Annotated in this window: 19 protein-coding genes; 7 read left to right on the top strand and 12 right to left on the bottom strand. The window is 72.7% G+C overall.

The window, feature by feature from the left end; all coding sequences use genetic code 11:
• From ACFVVX_RS32190 to ACFVVX_RS32180, 3 genes are all read right to left on the bottom strand, one after another.
• Positions 1 to 216 (bottom strand): DUF397 domain-containing protein (locus ACFVVX_RS32190; protein WP_387950817.1); only part of this gene is annotated, 216 nt, incomplete at its 3' end.
• Positions 217 to 274: 58 nt separating this feature from the next.
• The gene (locus ACFVVX_RS32185; RefSeq protein ID WP_387950816.1) at positions 275 to 508 is read right to left on the bottom strand and encodes a DUF397 domain-containing protein; all 234 of its coding nucleotides are present in this window, start codon (positions 506 to 508) and stop codon (positions 275 to 277) included.
• Positions 505 to 1359, bottom strand: a complete 855-nt coding sequence (locus ACFVVX_RS32180; RefSeq protein WP_387950843.1) for a helix-turn-helix domain-containing protein — start codon at positions 1357 to 1359, stop codon at positions 505 to 507. Before ACFVVX_RS32180 ends, ACFVVX_RS32185 begins: the two co-directional genes overlap by 4 nt.
• A gap of 210 nt (positions 1360 to 1569) precedes the next feature.
• On the opposite strand from ACFVVX_RS32180, the gene ACFVVX_RS32175 reads away from it, so the two are divergent.
• The 4 genes from ACFVVX_RS32175 (at position 1570) to ACFVVX_RS32160 (ending at position 4030) form a co-directional block, all read left to right on the top strand.
• The gene (locus ACFVVX_RS32175; RefSeq protein ID WP_387950815.1) at positions 1570 to 2004 is read left to right on the top strand and encodes an ATP-binding protein; all 435 of its coding nucleotides are present in this window, start codon (positions 1570 to 1572) and stop codon (positions 2002 to 2004) included.
• Between the two features lie 5 nt (positions 2005 to 2009).
• A complete protein-coding gene (locus ACFVVX_RS32170) occupies positions 2010 to 2312 on the top strand; it encodes a hypothetical protein (RefSeq protein WP_387950813.1) in 303 nt (100 codons plus the stop codon).
• A gap of 55 nt (positions 2313 to 2367) precedes the next feature.
• Positions 2368 to 3093, top strand: coding sequence for a hypothetical protein (locus ACFVVX_RS32165; RefSeq protein WP_387950812.1), 726 nt, complete (start codon positions 2368 to 2370; stop codon positions 3091 to 3093).
• Positions 3094 to 3211: 118 nt separating this feature from the next.
• Positions 3212 to 4030: an alpha/beta fold hydrolase gene (locus ACFVVX_RS32160; RefSeq protein ID WP_387950810.1), complete on the top strand. Its 819-nt coding sequence runs from the start codon at positions 3212 to 3214 to the stop codon at positions 4028 to 4030.
• Between the two features lie 65 nt (positions 4031 to 4095).
• On the opposite strand, the gene ACFVVX_RS32155 is transcribed toward ACFVVX_RS32160, so the two are convergent.
• The 5 genes from ACFVVX_RS32155 to ACFVVX_RS32135 form a co-directional block, all read right to left on the bottom strand.
• A complete protein-coding gene (locus ACFVVX_RS32155; protein ID WP_387950808.1) occupies positions 4096 to 5151 on the bottom strand; it encodes a DUF1648 domain-containing protein in 1056 nt (351 codons plus the stop codon).
• Positions 5148 to 5495: a GntR family transcriptional regulator gene (locus tag ACFVVX_RS32150; RefSeq protein ID WP_387950806.1), complete on the bottom strand. Its 348-nt coding sequence runs from the start codon at positions 5493 to 5495 to the stop codon at positions 5148 to 5150. The genes ACFVVX_RS32155 and ACFVVX_RS32150 overlap by 4 nt, the downstream gene beginning before the upstream one ends.
• 187 nt (positions 5496 to 5682) lie before the next feature.
• Entirely contained in the window at positions 5683 to 6735 is a 1053-nt protein-coding gene (locus ACFVVX_RS32145) for a LacI family DNA-binding transcriptional regulator (RefSeq protein WP_387950804.1), read from the bottom strand.
• Between the two features lie 668 nt (positions 6736 to 7403).
• Positions 7404 to 8549, bottom strand: a complete 1146-nt coding sequence (locus ACFVVX_RS32140) for a serine hydrolase domain-containing protein (protein WP_387950803.1) — start codon at positions 8547 to 8549, stop codon at positions 7404 to 7406.
• Between the two features lie 214 nt (positions 8550 to 8763).
• Positions 8764 to 9603 (bottom strand): TetR/AcrR family transcriptional regulator, encoded by an 840-nt coding sequence (locus tag ACFVVX_RS32135; RefSeq protein WP_387950801.1) that lies wholly within the window; start codon positions 9601 to 9603, stop codon positions 8764 to 8766.
• Between the two features lie 101 nt (positions 9604 to 9704).
• On the opposite strand from ACFVVX_RS32135, the gene ACFVVX_RS32130 reads away from it, so the two are divergent.
• The 3 genes from ACFVVX_RS32130 (at position 9705) to ACFVVX_RS32120 (ending at position 12679) form a co-directional block, all read left to right on the top strand.
• Positions 9705 to 10673: an ATP-binding cassette domain-containing protein gene (locus ACFVVX_RS32130; protein WP_387950800.1), complete on the top strand. Its 969-nt coding sequence runs from the start codon at positions 9705 to 9707 to the stop codon at positions 10671 to 10673.
• Positions 10673 to 11599: an ABC transporter permease gene (locus ACFVVX_RS32125; RefSeq protein WP_387950798.1), complete on the top strand. Its 927-nt coding sequence runs from the start codon at positions 10673 to 10675 to the stop codon at positions 11597 to 11599. Before ACFVVX_RS32130 ends, ACFVVX_RS32125 begins: the two co-directional genes overlap by 1 nt.
• A gap of 93 nt (positions 11600 to 11692) precedes the next feature.
• Positions 11693 to 12679, top strand: a complete 987-nt coding sequence (locus tag ACFVVX_RS32120; RefSeq protein WP_387950797.1) for an aldo/keto reductase — start codon at positions 11693 to 11695, stop codon at positions 12677 to 12679.
• A gap of 97 nt (positions 12680 to 12776) precedes the next feature.
• Here ACFVVX_RS32120 and ACFVVX_RS32115 read toward each other — a convergent pair whose 3' ends face one another.
• The 4 genes from ACFVVX_RS32115 to ACFVVX_RS32100 form a co-directional block, all read right to left on the bottom strand.
• Positions 12777 to 14162 carry a ParB/Srx family N-terminal domain-containing protein gene (locus ACFVVX_RS32115; protein WP_387950796.1) on the bottom strand — a complete coding sequence of 462 codons (1386 nt, stop codon included), beginning with the start codon at positions 14160 to 14162 and terminating at the stop codon, positions 12777 to 12779.
• Positions 14163 to 14385: 223 nt separating this feature from the next.
• A complete protein-coding gene (locus ACFVVX_RS32110; protein WP_387950795.1) occupies positions 14386 to 15870 on the bottom strand; it encodes an MFS transporter in 1485 nt (494 codons plus the stop codon).
• Positions 15867 to 16229, bottom strand: coding sequence for a MarR family winged helix-turn-helix transcriptional regulator (locus ACFVVX_RS32105; RefSeq protein ID WP_387950842.1), 363 nt, complete (start codon positions 16227 to 16229; stop codon positions 15867 to 15869). The genes ACFVVX_RS32110 and ACFVVX_RS32105 overlap by 4 nt, the downstream gene beginning before the upstream one ends.
• Positions 16230 to 16476: 247 nt before the next feature.
• On the bottom strand, positions 16477 to 16995 hold the full coding sequence (locus ACFVVX_RS32100) for a hypothetical protein (RefSeq protein WP_387950794.1): 519 nt from the start codon (positions 16993 to 16995) through the stop codon (positions 16477 to 16479).
• Between the last annotated feature and the right edge of the window lie 5 nt (positions 16996 to 17000).

The following is a 17000-nucleotide window of genomic DNA, read 5'->3' as shown; positions in this document are numbered from 1 at the left end:
GTCGCGGGCTTCGATGGCTTGGACGAAGGCGGTCCATTCGGCCTGGTCGAAGGCGAGGTGGGGACGGGTGAGGTCCTTGTCGTCGCCGAGCCAGACGTCGCCGTTGGGGAACCGGGCGATGAGCACGCAGCTGCCATTGTCATCGGCGGAGAAGGGTGATTTGGCCCAGTCAGCGTCGGTGGGGTCGTGGTTGTAGGGGTCGTGTTTCTGACTCACGTGCTCTCCTCCAACTGGTGGAACGCTCCTGCGCCTTGTGGGGCAGGGCCGTTCGACGTCAGGCGGTGAAGCGGGGGTCGCGGGCTTCGATGGCTTGGACGAAGGCGGTCCATTCGGCCTGGTCGAAGGCGAGGTGGGGACGGGTGAGGTCCTTGTCGTCGCCGAGCCAGACATCGCCGTTGGGGAAGCGGGCGATGATCACGCAGCTGCCGTTGGAGTCGCCGGAGAAAGGGGACTTGGCCCAGTCGGCGTCGGTGGGATCGTGATCGTAGGGGTCGTGCTTGTTAATCACGTTAGCTCTTCCAACTTGTGCTCAAGGGCGGCGATCGTGTCCTCCGGTGACAGCGAGTAGCGCTTCAGCCGTGCAAAAGCCCGCTCGGCTCGTCGTACGTCGCGTCCTGATCTACGCGGGAGCATACCGCCGACGGCTTCGATGAAGACAAAGCCCTCTATGGGCTCGCCAGGGAAGCGCATGAGCGAGAGACCAGAGGAGAGGATCGCGTGCCGTCCGGCGCTCAATGGGACCAGGCGAAGCGCCACGTTCGGATACTGCGCAACCTCGATCGCGTGCCGGATCTGACCTGCCAAGACCTCGCGATCGCCCCCGACCAGCAGCGTGACCTCGCCGAAGTAGAGCTCCAGGTTGATGCGAGGTTCATCGGTCAGCCGTCGCTGGCGCAGCACTCGGACCTCGGCGGCGGCTTCGTTCTGATCCTCGCTGAGACCATCGAGCCCAGCGGCGATTACCTCGCGGGCATAGCCCTCGGTCTGGAGAAGCCCTGGAAACGCTGAGGGAAAGTATTCCCAGAGGTCTGTTGCAGCGGCTTCGAGGCCGAGAAACTCGGCGAATGCGGCGCTGATCGTGTCAGCGAACTCATGGTCTTGCCACCAGTTCTTGGAGGGACCGTCTCCGACGAGGTTCTCCAGCTCGGCCCGGTCCGCCCCGCTGATCCCGCAGTGGTCCAAGAGCCTTGCCAAATCAGCAGCGCTGACTGGAAGTTTGCCGTGCTCGACTCTGCTGAGGCGAGCCGGGTTCCATCCCTTCAGGCCAGTGGTCATGTCGGTCTGGGTCCTGTTGTTCTCCACCCGCCAGGCGCGCAGCTCCTCGCCGAGCTGGATGCGCCTGAGCGTCGACCGGTCCATGCTCACCGGCTGCCCTCCCTCTGGATGTAGGCGACCAGTCTCTCCAGACGGGCTGTGAGGCTCAAGCCGTAGCCAAGATCAACTAATTTATTTTTGTCTTGCGGCGTTCGGGTTGCAAATTCGAATCCAGACCCTCCACACTCAACGTGACCGCACAGACACGCTCCTGACGGGGCGTCGAGATGCGAAGAGGGGCGAACCATGTCCACTGTGAGCAGGCCTGTCCTCCATTCCTGGGAAGCGATCCTCACCGAGCACGACCGCTCGGTGCGTACCGCCCGTCACCAGGTCCGCCAGCGACTCACCGAGTGGGGGTGGCAGGGCGAGCGTGTCGACGATCTCGTCCTGATCACCTCCGAGCTCGTCACCAACGCCGTCGTCCACGCCTGTCGGGGCGATGGCGAAGTGCGGCTCTACCTCCAGGAGTTCGGCGGTGACTGCCGCCTGGAGGTGTGGGACCCGCGTTTCGACCTGCCGTTGCAGGAGCGTCTGCCCCGCCGGTTCGGCGAGGGCGGGCGCGGGATCGAGCTGGTCCGGGAGCTGGCGTTCGACTTCGGTGTGGTCATACGGCGAGGTGCGGGCAAACGCGTGTGGGTGCGCGTCCTGCTCGCCGCGGACAACCAGCCCGTACCCCTGAGGAGTTGAGACACATGGTCTGCCGCCGTACGGCCGGACGTGATCACGCCCCGCGCGAAGGTCATCCGGTCGAGAGGCCCAACCGCTCCGCCAACCGCCCCACCGTCGCCGAGCTGGTCGCCGCGGCGATCGTGTTCGCGGTGAGCCTCGCCCTCGCCTTCGTCGCCGCCGCGCTGGTCGACCCCGGGGAGCCGGCCGCCGCCCGGGTGGTCTGGTGGACGACCCTCGCCGCCGCCCTGATGCGGGGCGTCGGCTGGTCGGACCGCGCCGTCGACCGCTGGCACCGCCGTCGAGATTCCGCCGACGAGAACGAGTAACGAGTAACGAGTAGTGACAGCCCAGGCTCCAGGCTCCACCCGGGAGGAACCCGACATGCATCCCGCCGCCATCGCCCACCGCGACGCCGCCGCGCTCCAGGCACGCTGCGAGGTCACGGGCGTCCGCTGGACGACCGACCTCGACCCCCAGTACGAGAACACCGCCGTGATCCCCGACGGCCGCTGGCAGCCCGCCCCCGACGGCTACGTCGAGCGGTTCACGCCCGGCATCTTCAACCGTGACAGCGGCCTCGTCGAACTGTTCCGGCTGCCCGTCGCCATCGACAGCCGGGCCGCGCTGGCCGGGTTCGTCGCGGGCCTCGGCGACCCGTACCCCGTCACCCTCGGTGAGACCAGCGACCCCGCCGAGGCGCTCACCACCCACACCGCCCCCGATACCGGCCGCCGGCTCGGCCTGCACGTCGACAACCACCAGAAACTGCCGTACGCGGCCCGGGAGACCGCCCGCCGACGACTCTGCGTCAACCTCGGCCCCGGCACCCGCTACCTGCTGCTCGCCGACACCGACATCAAGTCCGTCTGCCGCACCATCCACGAGCGGTACGACAACCGCCACCCGGACACCGAGGACCTGCGGTTCTTCGTCATCCTGCGCCGCCCGCTGCGGGTCCTGCGGCTGCGGATCGAGCCCGGGGAGGGGTTCCTCGCGCCGACGGCCGTCCTGCCGTACGACGAGTCGACCGAGGGCCAGGCCGAACCGTCCGACACCGCCTCCTGGCTCGGCCACTGGGAGCGCGGGGTGTTCGGGCCGCTGGTCTGAACCGTCCCGTCCGGGCGGGCCGGGCGCGGCAGGTCCGAGAGCGCCCGGATGTGTCAGTCTGGATGGGAAGGCGGTGGGGAGCAGAGCGGGGGAGCGACCGAGGTCGGGAGGCCCCGAGATGGCCGAGATCAGGGTGAACGGGGTGTCGCTGTACTACGAGGCCCAGGGCGCCGGGCCCGGCGTGGTGCTGGTGCACGGCTCGTGGAGCGACGCCGACAGCTGGTCGCGCGTGATGCCAGGACTGGCCGAGGAGGCCACCGTGGTCGCGTACGACCGGCGCGGGCACAGCCGCAGCGAGGACCTGCTCACCCAGGGTTCGGTGTACGAGGACGCCGCCGACCTGGCCGGCCTGATCGAGGGGCTGGGGCTGGCCCCGGTGTTCGTCTGCGGGGACTCCTACGGCTCGCTGGTCACGCTCCGTCTCGCCGCCGCCCGCCCCGACCTCTTCCGGGGCCTGGCCGTCCACGAGCCGCCCGGGACGGCGATACTGCTCGCCGACCCGGACCTGCGGCCGATCGGCACCGCCTTCGCCGGCCGGATCTCCGCGGTCCGGGAACTGCTGGAGGACGCGGAGTCGGCGGCGGCCGCCGAGCTGTTCGTGGAGTCGCTCGCCTTCGGCCCGGGGGCGTGGGCGCAGCTGCCCGCGCCGATCCGGCACACCTACGTCCGGAACGCGCCCACGTACCTGGACGAGCTGCGCGACCCGGATGCGCTGGACCTGGACCTCAACCTGCTGAGCGGGTACGGCGAACCGGCCCTGCTGACGCAGAGCGACGACAGTGCGCCGATGTACGGCGAGGTGCTGGACCTGATCGACCTGGCGCTGCCGAAGGCGGAGCGTCACCTGTACACCGGGGCCGGTCACGCTCCGCACCTCTCGCAGCCGGAGCAGTGGGTGCGCGTCGTCCTGCCGCGCGCGCTCGGGCGGCAGGGGTAGCGGGCGGGGTCGGGTCAGGCCCGGGGCTGTTCCGCCCAGGCCCGACCCGGTCCGGCTCGGCTCGGTCAGCTCGGCTGGCGGGCGACCAGGGAGTTCAGCAGGGCCGCGCCGCGCTCCGCGTCCCCGACGCTCACGGCGAACTCGGTGCCCTTGCGGGTGCGGATCACCAGGCACTCGCCGCTGCGGAGCATCACCGTCGTGCCCAGGCCGTTCATCCGGTAGCCCCAGCCGCCGGCCTGGGCGGCGGTGCGGTGTTCGGCGCGGGCCGAGGCGATGTCCTCGGCGGACCAGCGGCGGACCGGCCAGCCGAGCGGACCGAAGGCGACGGAGAGGCCGTCCGGTGTGACGAGGGCCTGGACCGAGGAGCAGACGAGCATCGCCACGGAGGCGAACGCGGTGGGGAGGACCAGCCCCCAGGGGAGGTCGGTCAGGCCGCCGACGGCGGCGAGGAGGCCGGCCACGGCCGTGAGGCCGGTGAGCGCGGCGATCAGGGCGACCCAGGGGTTCGCGGTGCGGGAGAGCCAGGCGAAGCGCTCACCCGCGGGGATGTCGAGCCGGGGGTCGCCGGGCGAGGCGCCGGCCGGAGAGGTGCTGTCGAACGAGGTGCCGTCGGGTCGGGGACCGGCGGGGGAGGATGTGGTGGTGCGGCGGGTGACCAGCCAGGCGAGCACGCTGGCAACGGCCGCCGCCACCAGGGCGAGTACGACGGCCAGGCCGACCGAGCCGGCGTCGTGCCAGGTGGCGCGGTCGAGGTTGGCGCGGACGATGGACACCTGGGCGCCCATCAGGATCACGCCGGTGGCGACCAGGGCGGGCGCGGTCCAGGGGAGCCGGGTGGACCCCGGGCGGCGGTCGGTGGTCGGCGGGGCGCCCCGGTTGGTGCTCCAGCTGGTGACCTCGATCGCGAGGACGAGGACCGCCCAGATCGCGGCGGGGGCCAGCGAGGCCGCCCAGAGCGGCATCGAGCCGTCGGGGGAGCTTCCGCTCCAGTGGGTGGCGAGCGGATCGGGCAGTCGGTCGGCGGCCGTCCAGGGCAGCACGGCCAGGATGGCCGTCACCCCGACCGCCCAGGCGGCGGCGCCCCACCGGGCGCGGGTGGTGGGTACCGGTCGGTCGTTCACGCTGTCCCCCTGATCATTTCGATGAGATCGGCCCTGCTGTAGCCCTGGAGCGCTGCGTCGTCGACCAGCAGGCGGACCCGGGCGAGGAGCTCGGACCGCTGGTCGGCCCCCTCGGCGACGGTCACGCCGCGGCCGCGACGGAACTCCAGCACCCCTTCGTCGCGCAGGGTGCGCAGGCCGCGCAGGACGGTGTTGGCGTTGACGCCCAGCGCCCGGGAGAGGTCCCGGGCGGGGGGCAGCCGGTCGCCCGGTGCGCATTCGCCCTCGGCGATGGCGCGCCGGATCGCTCCTGCCACCTGCTCGTGCAGGGGGCGGGTGTCGGTGGTGTCCAGCTTCAGCAACATGGTGCTAGTGAAGATAGCACCATGTGGTTCTTCGGGGGGAGGGGCGGGCCCGCGCGGGCACGAAAAGGCCCGGTGCTGCCACCGGGGAGAGGTGGCGGCACCGGGCGTTCGGTGGTTGGGGCGTTCGGTTGTCCGGGTCTTCGGCGGTCCGGGTCTGCGGTGACCCGGGCCCGGGTGGCGGGTGGGGTCAGCGGCGGACGGCGGCCGGGCGGGGCTTGCCGCAGCCGCAGGAGCGGCGGACGACCAGGTGGGCGGGGAAGGTCCGGGCACCGGCCCCGGCCTCGGGCTCGTTGCCCAGGACCAGGTCGACGGCGGTGCGGGCCATCGCGTCCTGGGGGGAGCCCACCGTGGTGAGCGCCGGCCCGGCGATGACGGCCTCGGCGATGTCGTCGAACGCGGCGACCGCCAGGTCCTCCGGGACGCGGATGCCCAGGTCGTCGGCGGCCCTGAGCAGGCCGATCGCCTGGTCGTCGGTCGCGCAGAAGACGGCCGTGGGCCGGTCGGGGCGCGCGAGCAGGGTGCGTGCCACGGCGTGGGCGCGGACCCGGTCGAACGGCGCGGTGGTCAGCTGCTCCTCGATGGGGCGGCCCCCGGCGGGGAGGCCGGCGTCGGCCAGGGCGGCGGCCCAGCCGGCGGTGCGGGAGGTGACCGGGTCGCTCGGGCTGAGGGCGAAGGTGCCGCCGAAGCAGTGCACCTCGGCGTGCCCGTGGTCGAGCAGGTGGCGGACGGCCTGTCGGGCGCCGCCCTCGTCGTCGGCGACCACCGCGACGCCGTCGGGGCTCTCCGCGCGGTGGTGCAGCAGCACGACGCGGGTGCCGTCGGTGGCGTCGAAGCCGGTGATACCGGGGGCGGACGGGTCCTGGGTGACCAGGATCAGGCCGTCGACCTGCATGCCGAGGAAGGCGCGGATGTAGTGCGCCTCGCGTTCGTTGGCGTAGTCGGAGTTGCCGATCAGCAGGAGTCGCCCGCGCTCGGTGGCGGCCTGCTCCACCATGTGCGCGAGCCCGGCGAAGAAGGGCTGCCGGGCGTCCGGGACGACCATGCCGATCAGGTTGCTCCGGCGCCGGGCCATGGCCTGGGCGACGCCGTTCGGTCGGTAGCCCAGCTCCTCGACCGCGGCCAGGACCTTCGCCCGGGTCGTGGCGGCTACGGGGCGCGGGCCGTTGTTGATCACATAACTGACCACGGCGGTGGAGGTGCCGGCCAGCCTGGCCACGTCGTCACGGGTCACTCTTGACATGCGGATGAGCCTACAGAGGTGCTCGTCGGATGATCGGACGGTTCCACCGATGGGTGACGGTGGGGAGGGGGCCGGGCGGAGGTGGGTGGAGGCCGGGTGGCGGCCGGCCCCAGGGGATCTGGTGACGCAGGGTGACGGGGTGGCGGTGTGGTTGCGGCCCCGGGCGCGGGGGGTGTTGTGGAGTGCGAGGGGGCGTGACCTGGGGATGGGGGCGTGAAGCCTGCGGCGCGCGCCCTGGTGGAGGCCCGTGTGGATCCGGTACGGCGTGGGAAGTCGGACCGGCCGACTTCCCACGCCGGCTGCCGGGACCGCTCCGGGGAGTCGGTGGCGGGGCTGGTGGCGCGTCGGCGCGGTGGCTAGGGCTTGTCGGGGCCGGGGCCGGGGCCGGGGCCGGGGTCGGGGTCGGGGCCGGGGCCGGTGGCGCGCGGCGCCCCTGCAGGGTCAGGGGAGGCGGGGGAGCGGAAGGCGGCGGGGGAGGGGCTCGGTCTTCTGTGCATGGCTACCCTTTCACTTCGACGGCTGCTGGGCGCCAGCCTAGGCATGTCCATGCCATCAAACAATGGGGCAAAGGTCCCGGCTCCCGGCCGTGGCGGGTCGTCCGCGGGGTCAGGGGGCTGCAGACGTGGAGTCGGCGCGGGACCGGCGCGGTGCCGGCCCCGCGGAAGGTGTCAGCCGCCCAGGCAGTCGCGGACCGCCGCGATCAGGCGGTTGGCGCGGGCGTCACCGTGGCCGATCATCCGGTTGGCGACGTACCCGAAGCCGATGCCGAACTCGTCGTCACCGAAAGCGAACTGGCCGCCCGCGCCGTCGTTGCCGAAGCTCCGGGAGCCCAGCAGCGGGCGGAACGCGGCCGAGTCGAGCAGCACCCCCGAGCCCCAGCGGGCGCCCAGGTCGAAGCCGAGCCAGCCCGGGCCGGAGGACAGCTCGCGGACGGCGTCCGTCACGGTCTCCGGGCTCAGCAGCCGCTCCCGGCCGTCGATGCCGGTGACGGCCGCCGCGTAGACGCCCGCCAGGCCGCTCGCGGAGGCGACCGCACCGGCGCCGGGCAGCTCGATCGCGTGCAGCGCCGGGTCGTTCCAGCCGTGCGGCTCGTCCAGGCCGGGGAAGACCAGCGCGCCGTTCATCGTGACGATGCGGGTCAGCAGGTGCTCGGGGCCCGGCATCGGGCGGCGGCCCTCGGCCTCGGCCAGGCGGGCGAGCCGGTCGGACTCGGCGGCGGGCAGCCCCAGCCAGGCCCGCAGGCCCAGCGGGTCGCCGGCGGCCTGGCGGAAGTAGGCCCCCGGGGTGAGGCCGGTGAGGCGGCGGACGACCTCGCCGAGCAGGAAGCCGAAGACGTGGCCGTGGTACTCGTGGGTGGCGCCGGGCTCCCAGATCGGCTTCTGCTCCTCGATGGCGCGGACCACCGGGGTCCAGGCGGCGATCTCCTCGAAGGTGAGGACCCGGTCGAGGGCGGGGATCCCCGCGCGGTGGCCGAGCACCATGCGGGAGGTGATCGCCTCCTTGCCGTGCTGCCCGAACTCCGGCCAGTAGTGGCTCACCGGGGCGTCGAGGTCGAGCCGGCCCTGCTGGGCGAGCAGGTGGACGCAGAGGCTGACGATGCCCTTGGCGCAGGAGAAGACCGGGACGACGGTGTCCTGCTTCCAGGGCCGGCCGGTGCGCTCGTCCGCGACTCCGCCCCACAGCTCCACGACCTTGCGTCCGTCGGCGAAGACGGTGACGGCGGAGCCGAGTTCGGGGAAGTCGGCGAAGTTCTGCGCGAACGCGTCGGCGACGGCCCCGAATCGTTCGTCGGCCCATCCGCTGTGCTGCTGCATGGCTGTCTCGTTCGCTTCCTGGCGTGCGGGGGCCGGGCCGTGGCCCGCGCCGGTTGACCGGGTCACGCTACGGGGGTGGGCGGTCCTGTTACGAACGATTTATCAGGCCGCTCCGGTGGTGGCGGCCGTAGCCGTCACCCGCCATCTATCACCCGCCATCCGCCATCCGCCACCCCCGCCACCCGAGGTGCGGCCCCGCGCGGCCCCGCGCCGCTCAGGGGGTGAGTGCCGCCGTGAGGAGGCGGTCCAGCGCGCGGTCGAAGGTGGCGTCCGGATCGCGCGGCGGGCCGGACGTGGCGAACGCGTCGGCGAGATGGGGGAAGTCGCCGCTCATGGCCGCCTTGTACAGGTAACCCACCAGCTCTGCCTGCCACTTGGCCCCGGCGGCAGCGGTCTGCTCGTACTGCGCGTACTGGCAGACGAACCCGTTGAGCAGTGACATCGCCTCCATCCGGGCGGCGCCGTCCAGGCCGCTGGACGCGGTGACGGCGAGGAAGTGCTCGGTGTAGCGCAGGCCGTTCGGGCCGATGCCCGGCCGGGCGACCACCAGGGCGGGCAGCCAGGGGTGACGGCGCAGCACGGTCAGCTGCTGGTGCGCGAGTCGGCGCAGGTCCTCGCGGCAGTCGCCGGTGGGCTCGGCGGGGAACTCGTACTCGGCGGCGGCCGCGTCAAGCATCAGGTCGAGCAGGTGCTCCTTCTTCGGGACGTAGTTGTAGAGCGACATCGTGCCTGCTCCGAGCGCCGCGGCCACCCGCCGCATGGAGGCCGCCTCCAGGCCCTCGGCGTCCGCGATGGCGATGGCGGCCGCGGCGATCGAGGCGCGGCTGTGGGCCGGCTTGGGGCCGCGGCCGGTGCGCTCCGGGCGCAGCCAGATCAGCTCGGGCGCCTCGGGGGCGGCGGGCCTGGGCAGCCCTGGTCCGGCCGTGGCGGGGCCGGACGCGGCCGGAGCGGGCGCCGCCAACTCGGGTGTGGCCGACGCGGGTGTAGCCGGTTCGGGCGTGGCGCCGGGCTCGGGCGCAGGGGGCTGTGTGGCTGGGGGCTTCTTGGACGGCACGGAACGATCACCTCGCCCCCATCTTAGATACGTACGCCGTACGTAGTACGATGCGCCTGCGTGCACTTCTACGTACGCTGTACCTAGAGAGGGGAATGCCCATGTCCGACACCGGTCGGCCCGCCATCGAGATGGCGGGCGTGGAGAAGAGGTTCGGCGCCACCGAGGCGCTGCGCGGCCTCGACCTCGCCGTCCCGGCGGGCACCGTCTGCGGCCTGCTGGGCCCGAACGGCGCAGGCAAGACCACCGCCGTCCGCGTGCTCGCCACGCTCGCCGCCCCCGACCGCGGCACCGCCCGGGTCGCCGGGTACGACGTGGTGCGCGAGGCCGAGGCCGTCCGCCGCCGGATCGGCCTCGCCGGGCAGCACGCGGCCGTGGACGAGGGCATCACCGGCCGCGACAACCTCCGACTGTTCGGGCGGCTGCACCGGCTCGGCGCCCGCGGCGCCCGGTCGCGGGCGGACGAACTGCTGGAGCGCTTCGACCTCGTCGAGGCCGGCGACCGCCTGGTGCGCACCTACTCCGGCGGCATGCGGCGCAGGCTCGACCTGATCGCCAGCCTGGTCACCAGCCCGCCCGTGCTCTTCCTGGACGAGCCGACCACCGGGCTGGACCCGCGCAGTCGCCAGGACATCTGGTCCACCGTCCGGGAGTTGGCCGAGAGCGGCACGACCGTGCTGCTCACCACCCAGTACCTGGAGGAGGCGGACCAACTGGCCGACGACATCGTCGTGGTCGACCAGGGCGCCGCCATCGCCACCGGACCGCCGCACCGGCTCAAGGCGGCGATCGGCACCCGGCTCTCGGTCACACTCGCGGACGCGGAGCAACTCGGCTCGGCCGTCGTGGTGTTGTCGCGCCTGGCGGGCGGGGACGCCACGGTGGACCCGTTCGAGCGGACCGTCTCGGTGGTGTCGCAGCCCGGATCGACCATCCTGCTCCCTGCGCTGGTCAGGGAGTTGGACGCGGTCGGGGTGGTCGCGCAGGACGTCGCGCTGCGGCCGCCGTCGCTCGACGACGTCTTTCTCGCCCTCACCGCCGACAACAACTCCCCGAGGAGGGCTGCCTGATGGCCGCTCACACCGCCCCGCCCGCCGGTTCCTCCTCCGGTCCCGCCGCCGGCCGCTTCACCGGCACCGGTTCTGCTCCCGACACCGGTTCCGGCCCTGCTTCCGGTCCTGCTCCCGGTCCCGTTTCCAAGGCCGACGGCGGGCTCGGCCGACTGGTCGCGGACACCTGCTCCTCGGTGCTCCGGGTGCTGCTCGCCTACCGCCACTCGCCCGGTCTGATCGCCGCCTCGCTGGCGGTCCCGGTGGTGATGGTGGTGGTCTTCGGATACGTCTTCGGCAGTGCCATGCAGGTGCCCGGCGGCGGGAACTACCGGGAGTTCCTGATGCCCGGACTGTTCGCGATGGTGGCCGTCAACGGCATCATGCCGACGATGGTCGGCACCGCCCGGGACATCGGGCGCGGTGTGAGCGACCGGCTGCGCTCGATGCCGGTGTCCCGCACCGGCCTGCTGCTCGGCCAGTCCCTGGCGGACCTCCTGGTCAGCGTCTGCGTCCTGGCGCTGCTGGTCGGGGTCGGGCTGGCGGCCGGCTGGCGGATCAGGGGCGGAGTCGCCGACGCGGCAGGCGCGTTCGCGCTGCTGCTGCTGTTCCGCTTCACGATGACCTGGGTCGGCACCTGCCTCGGCCTGATCGTCGGCAAGGAGGAGACGGCCGGTCAACTCGCCGTCATGGTCTTCCCCTTGGCGATGGTCACCAACGCGTACACGCCGACCGGCGGGATGCCGGGCTGGCTGCGCGCGGCCGCCGACTGGAACCCGGTGAGCGCGGTGGTGCAGGCCTGCCGCGAGCTGTTCGACAACCCGGCGGCGGCCGGACCGGCGTGGCCGATGCAGCACGCGCTGCCCGCCGCGCTGCTCTGGTGCGCGGTGCTGACGGCCGTCTTCGGGCCGCTGGCGGTAAGGAAGTTCGCCACACACGGGCGGTGACCGCCCGCACGCCAGGACCGGTCCGCGCCGCGACCTTGCGCCGCAGGCGAAATGTGCTGGACACCGGGGCCGGTGCGGCAGAGGGTGAGCGGCATGGAGTTCACCCATCTCGGCCGTACCGGCCTGACCGTCTCCCGACTCTGCCTGGGCACCATGAACTTCGGTCCGCACACCGAGGAGTCCGACGCCCATCTGATCATGGACACCGCCCACGAGCGGGGCATCAACTTCTTCGACACCGCCAACGCGTACGGCCGCGACCCCGAGGGCAACCTCAAGGGCCGTACCGAGGAGATCATCGGCAGATGGTTCGCGCAGGGCGGCGGCCGCCGCGAGCGCACCGTGCTCGCCACCAAGGCCTACGCCCCGATGGGCGACTGGCCCAACGAGGGCCGGCTCTCGGCACTCGCCATCCGGCGCGCGGTGGACGCCAGCCTGCGCCGCCTGGGCACGGACTACATCGACCTCTACCAGATGCACCACATCGACCGGGACACGCCGTGGGAGGAGGCGTGGCAGGCGATGGAGGTCCTGGTCGCCCAGGGCAAGATCATCTATGTCGGCTCCAGCAACTTCGCCGGCTGGCACATCGCCCAGGCCCAGGAGGCCGCCCGGTCCCGGCACTTCCTCGGTCTGGTGAGCGAGCAGTCGCTCTACAACCTGCTGGACCGCGCCATCGAACTGGAGGTCATCCCCGCCCTCCAGCACTACGGCCTCGGACTGCTCCCGTGGTCCCCGCTCCGCAGCGGCCTGCTCGGTGGCGTCCTGCGCAAGGAGCGCGAGGGCACCGGCGTCCGCGGCGCGATGGGCCACGCCACCGAGATCCTGACCGCCAACCGCGAACGCATCCAGGCCTACGAGGACTTCGCCGCCGAACTCGGCGAGGACCCGGCCGACATCGCCCTCGCCTGGCTGCTCACCCGCCCCGCCGTCACCGCCCCCATCGTCGGCCCGCGCACCCTCGCCCACCTCGACGGCGCCCTGCGCGCCCTCGACGTGACGCTCGACCAGAAGACCCTCGACCGCCTCGACGAGATCTTCCCCGGCCACCAGCCGGCCCCGGAGGACTACGCCTGGTAGGAGGCTCTTCCGGCCTGCAGCCGTAGGCCCGGCAGCCGCAGGTCCGGTGGCCGTCCCCGCGTCGGGGGCGGCCACCGGGTGGGCCGTGCCGGTGCGCTCAGGAGGCCGGGTTGCCGACCAGCTGGAGCGGGCCGTTCAGGGTGTTGGGCGTGCAGCCCGGGCCGGTGAGGGTCAGGTGGTCGCGGGTGTTGACCACACTCAGCGGGCCGGTCAGGACGGTGCCGCAGAACTGCACCGTGCCGGCGCCCACCGCCTGGACCGGGCCGGTGATGTCCGAGCCCCTGACGACCAGGCTCGCCCCGGCGCGGACCACGACCGGCCCGGTCTGCTGGGCGCCGGTCAGGCAGGTGGTGCCGGCGGCGACCACCAGCGGGCCGGTGTGGCGGCCGGACACGGTGGCGGTGCAGGCCGGACCGGTCGGGACCTTGGCGCGGAAGTCCAGGGCGTAGGCGAGCTTGCCGGGCTTGGCCTCGGTGATCGGCGCGCTCAGCTTGCCGAACTCGCCGCCGGTGGGCTTCTTGCCCGCGTTCCACGGGGTCAGCCGGCCCAACTGGTCCGCGGTGCGGCCGTCGGCTATCACGGTGTCCCCGGGTACGGCCGACATGGCCTGGGAGGCCGTCCGGACCGCGGCCAGGTAGGAGGCGGCGTCCGTGGTGCCGTACGAGCCGGGCAGGCCGATGCCCCGGCCGCGCAGCCAGTCGCCCCAGAGGAACTCCAGGTACTCGGCCGCGTCGTCCGGCACCGAGTAGCCGATGTCGCGGGTGAAGTAGACCAGGCTGCGGTACGGGTCGTCGTGGAAGTACGCCAGGCCCAGGTGCTGCGGCAGCTGCTCGACGGTGACCGGCCGGTTCCCCTCGTCGACCAGGCGGACCCAGTTGCGGGCCTGCATCGCCTGCCAGAAGGCGGCGGGCGACAGGTCGCCGAAGTTGGCCTGGACGACCAGGCGGACGTGCAGCCGCGGCCCGCCGTCCGGGGCCTCCAGGAAGGAGGTCAGGGTGTGGTGGCCGTCGGTCAGGTAGAGCGCGCCGCCCGGGCCGACGACGACGGTCTTCATCTCGGCGCGGCTGGCCGCGGTCTCCTGGCCCAGCGCGATGCTGCAGGTGAAGCTCGACGGGTCGGCGAGCCGCGCGCCCGGCTGCACCGTGGCGGCCGCGTCCTGGCCGTTGGTCTCGCACCAGTCGTCGAAGCGCTTGTTGACGGAGCCGTTCAGCTCGTCCTTGGGGGAGGTGTAGCGGCCGAGCTTGTAGTAGACCTCGTCGTAGCCGACCGAGGACTGGGTGGGCCGCACCTGGTCGAGGGTCACGTCCAGCAGGTCGCCGGGCCGGGCCTGCAGCGCCGCACCCGGGGCGGGAGCGGTGGCCGCACCGGCGGGGGCGGCGAGGCCGGCCAGGCCGCCGAGCGCGAGCACGCCGGCCGCCGCGGCGGCGAGCACCCCGCGGCCCGGGCGACGGTGCTGGGGGGACGGCGCGGGGCCGGTGCTCATGGGTTCTCCTGCGGGTCGGCGGCTGATGGCAAGCGCTGCTGGCGCACATCCACCCATTGCCCACGGCTCAACCGGTGGCCGGGGAATGGCGTCGGGGTGGCAGGCACGTGAACCCTGTCCGTCGCGGCCCGACCAGCGGCCGTCGCCCGGCGCGCTGCGGGTCGGCGCGCTGCGGGTCGGCGAGCCGACGGAGACGGCGTCGAGGTTCGGACGGCTTCGATCCTCAGCTTTCGGTTCGGCTCGACCGGCCCGGGCCCGGCGCACCGACCGGGGCTGTGATCGGATCGGTCCCGGGTGAGCGCAGGCGGGCGAGGGCGAGGCCGGCCGTCGTCGTGATCGCCATCGCGGCGACGCCGACCAGCGCCGCGGTCGTGTAGGCGTCGTCGTTCGGGAAGAGGCGTCCCGTGGCGGTGCCGGCGGCCAGGACCAGACCGCCGACGGCGCTGCCCAGGGAGTACCCGACGCTGCGGACGACGTAGTTGAAGCTCATGGCGCTCGACGTCTCGCTCTTGGGGGTGACGGCCAGGATGACGCCGGGCATGGCGGCGGAGAAGCTGCCGACGCCGAAGCCCAGCACGCCCATGGCCGCGAGCAGTTCGGCCAGGCTGGATCGGGCGGTGGCGAACAGGACGAACCCGCCGCCGACGATGGCAGCGCTGCCGGCCAGGAGCAGGGGGCCGTCGACCCGCATCCGGACCCGTGGCGTGAGCCTGCCGGCGACGAACCCCAGCACGGAGAACGGGATGAGGACCAGCCCCGCCTCGAAGGTGGTCAGTCCGAAGCCGTAGCCGGCGCTGTGCGGCGTCTGCGCGTAGCGGGTGATGAGCGTGAGCAGGAGGTACATGCCGCTCCCGCCGACGAACATGGCGATGTTCGCCCCGGCGACCGCCGGGTGCCGTACCGCCCGGACGTCCACCAGGGGCGTCCTGGTCCGCAGTTCGGAAGCGGTCCAGGCGCAGAGCAGGAGTACGGCGGCGACGGCCAGGGCCACCGCCACGGCGAGGTGTCGGCTCCACAGGCTCCTCTCGCCGGCCAGGAACAGGACGAGGAACAGTCCACCCGCCAGGACGAGCGCACCGGCCACGTTCACGTGAGCGGAACGGCCTTCGGGAGCTGCGGGCATGGAGCGCCACGCGGTCACGAAGGCGATGACGGTGACGAGCAGGCCGAGGCCGTAGGCGGCCCGCAGTCCGCCGAACTCGGCGAGCAGCGCGGCCAGCGGGTAGCCGACGCCGGCCCCGATGATGGAGACCACTGAGATCAGGGCGATCGTGGCCGCGCTGCGCTCCTCGGGAAGATGGTCGCGGGCCACGCCCATCATCAGCGCCGTGAGACCGAGTCCGACGCCCTGGGCCGCTCTGCCCACGAGCAGCCAGGCGAACGGCATCGGCAGCACGGTGAGCGCGCTGCCGACGACGACGATCGCCAGCGTGGCGAGAATCGTGGCCCGCCGGTGCGGACCGGCTCCGAGCCGGCCGAGGACGGGTGTGGCGACGGCGCCGCTGAGCAGGGCGATGGTCAGCGTCCACTGCGCGCTGTCGAGGGAGACGTGGAACGTGGTCGCCACGCTGGTGATGAGCGGCGTCCCGAGGCTGGCGACCGCCGCCACGACCAGGGCGATGAACACCAGGGCGGGGACCAGCAGACGTGCCTCGGAACGTATCAGGGCAGCGCCCGTGGGCTGGTCGTGAGCCTGGGCCGCGGTCACCGGTCCGACTCCCCTCGGGCGTGGCCTTCGAGCTCCGCCAGGTGCAGCAGCGCCGGAAGGGCTGCCGCCAGGGCCTCGACCTCGTCACCGGTGAGTTCGTCGATCAACCGTGCGTACGCGTCGACGCCCGCCTGACGCCGCGTCCGGACGTACGACGCGCCGGCCTCGGTCAGGCACACCAGCGTGACCCGCTTGTCGGACGGATCGCCCCTCCGCTCGACCAGCCCGGATTCCTCCATCACCCGGACCAGGACGGTCATCGCGGGCTGGGTGACGCCCTCGGCCGCCGCCAGATCGGTGATCCGTCGCGGGCCGGTCTTGTCCAAGGTGGCCAAGGTGGCGGCGGACGTCAGGCTCATGTCGCGGGGAAGGCGTCTCACGGCCCTGGTGGCCAGGCCGTAGAGGGCTGACCCGATGGCATCGGAAGCGCCGTGCGCGGCGTCTTGGCGACTCATGCCTGAAGCATAGCGAATTTATATGAACTCTTTATGTATCTCCCGGCCGGGAGGTGCCGGCCGCTACCGGGTGGACGCGGCCAGCATCGAGCCTGACCGCCTCATCGGGTCAGGCCTGGCGGGCGGGCAGTGGGACTTCAGGAAGTCGGCGTCATTCGCTGTCTCCTCGCATGACCGCGGCGTAGCGATCTCCCAACTTGACGCGCAGAAGCGAGAGTTGGTGTGCGGCGACGGCCGCGATATGTGAGGAGGGGGGTTGCACCTGGCTCGTTGCCCACCAATCCGGACGGGGCTCCTCCAGGTGACCGGCGCGCCGCTGTGCCCGGATCAGGGTGTCGATCTCCGTCACGTGCTGCGCGAAGGCCTGTGCCCATTCCTGCTCGTCCGGCCGGAGGAACGGTGAGCGCCGGAGAAGGAGGAGGTTCACCTGCGTCAGTCTGCTCGTGCCGGCGGTGGCGGGGGGATCCGGGTGGACCACGGACGTGCGCTGGGCCTCCTCGAGATCGGACAGGGCCTCCCACACCTCTCTCAGGGCCTCGACCCGCTGGGCGCGGAAGTTCGCCCGTGCCTCACGGGCCTGGGCTCGCTGCCACTGCCACAGGCCGGCCGCGGTGGCCAACCCGGTTCCTACGAACGTGAGAACGCCCACGGCGACCGTGTCCGACATCATGGTGT

The sequence above is a fragment of the Kitasatospora sp. NPDC058170 genome (assembly GCF_042883905.1).
Classification (GTDB): domain Bacteria; phylum Actinomycetota; class Actinomycetes; order Streptomycetales; family Streptomycetaceae; genus Kitasatospora.
This window is presented reverse-complemented; position numbering and strand designations above follow the sequence as displayed.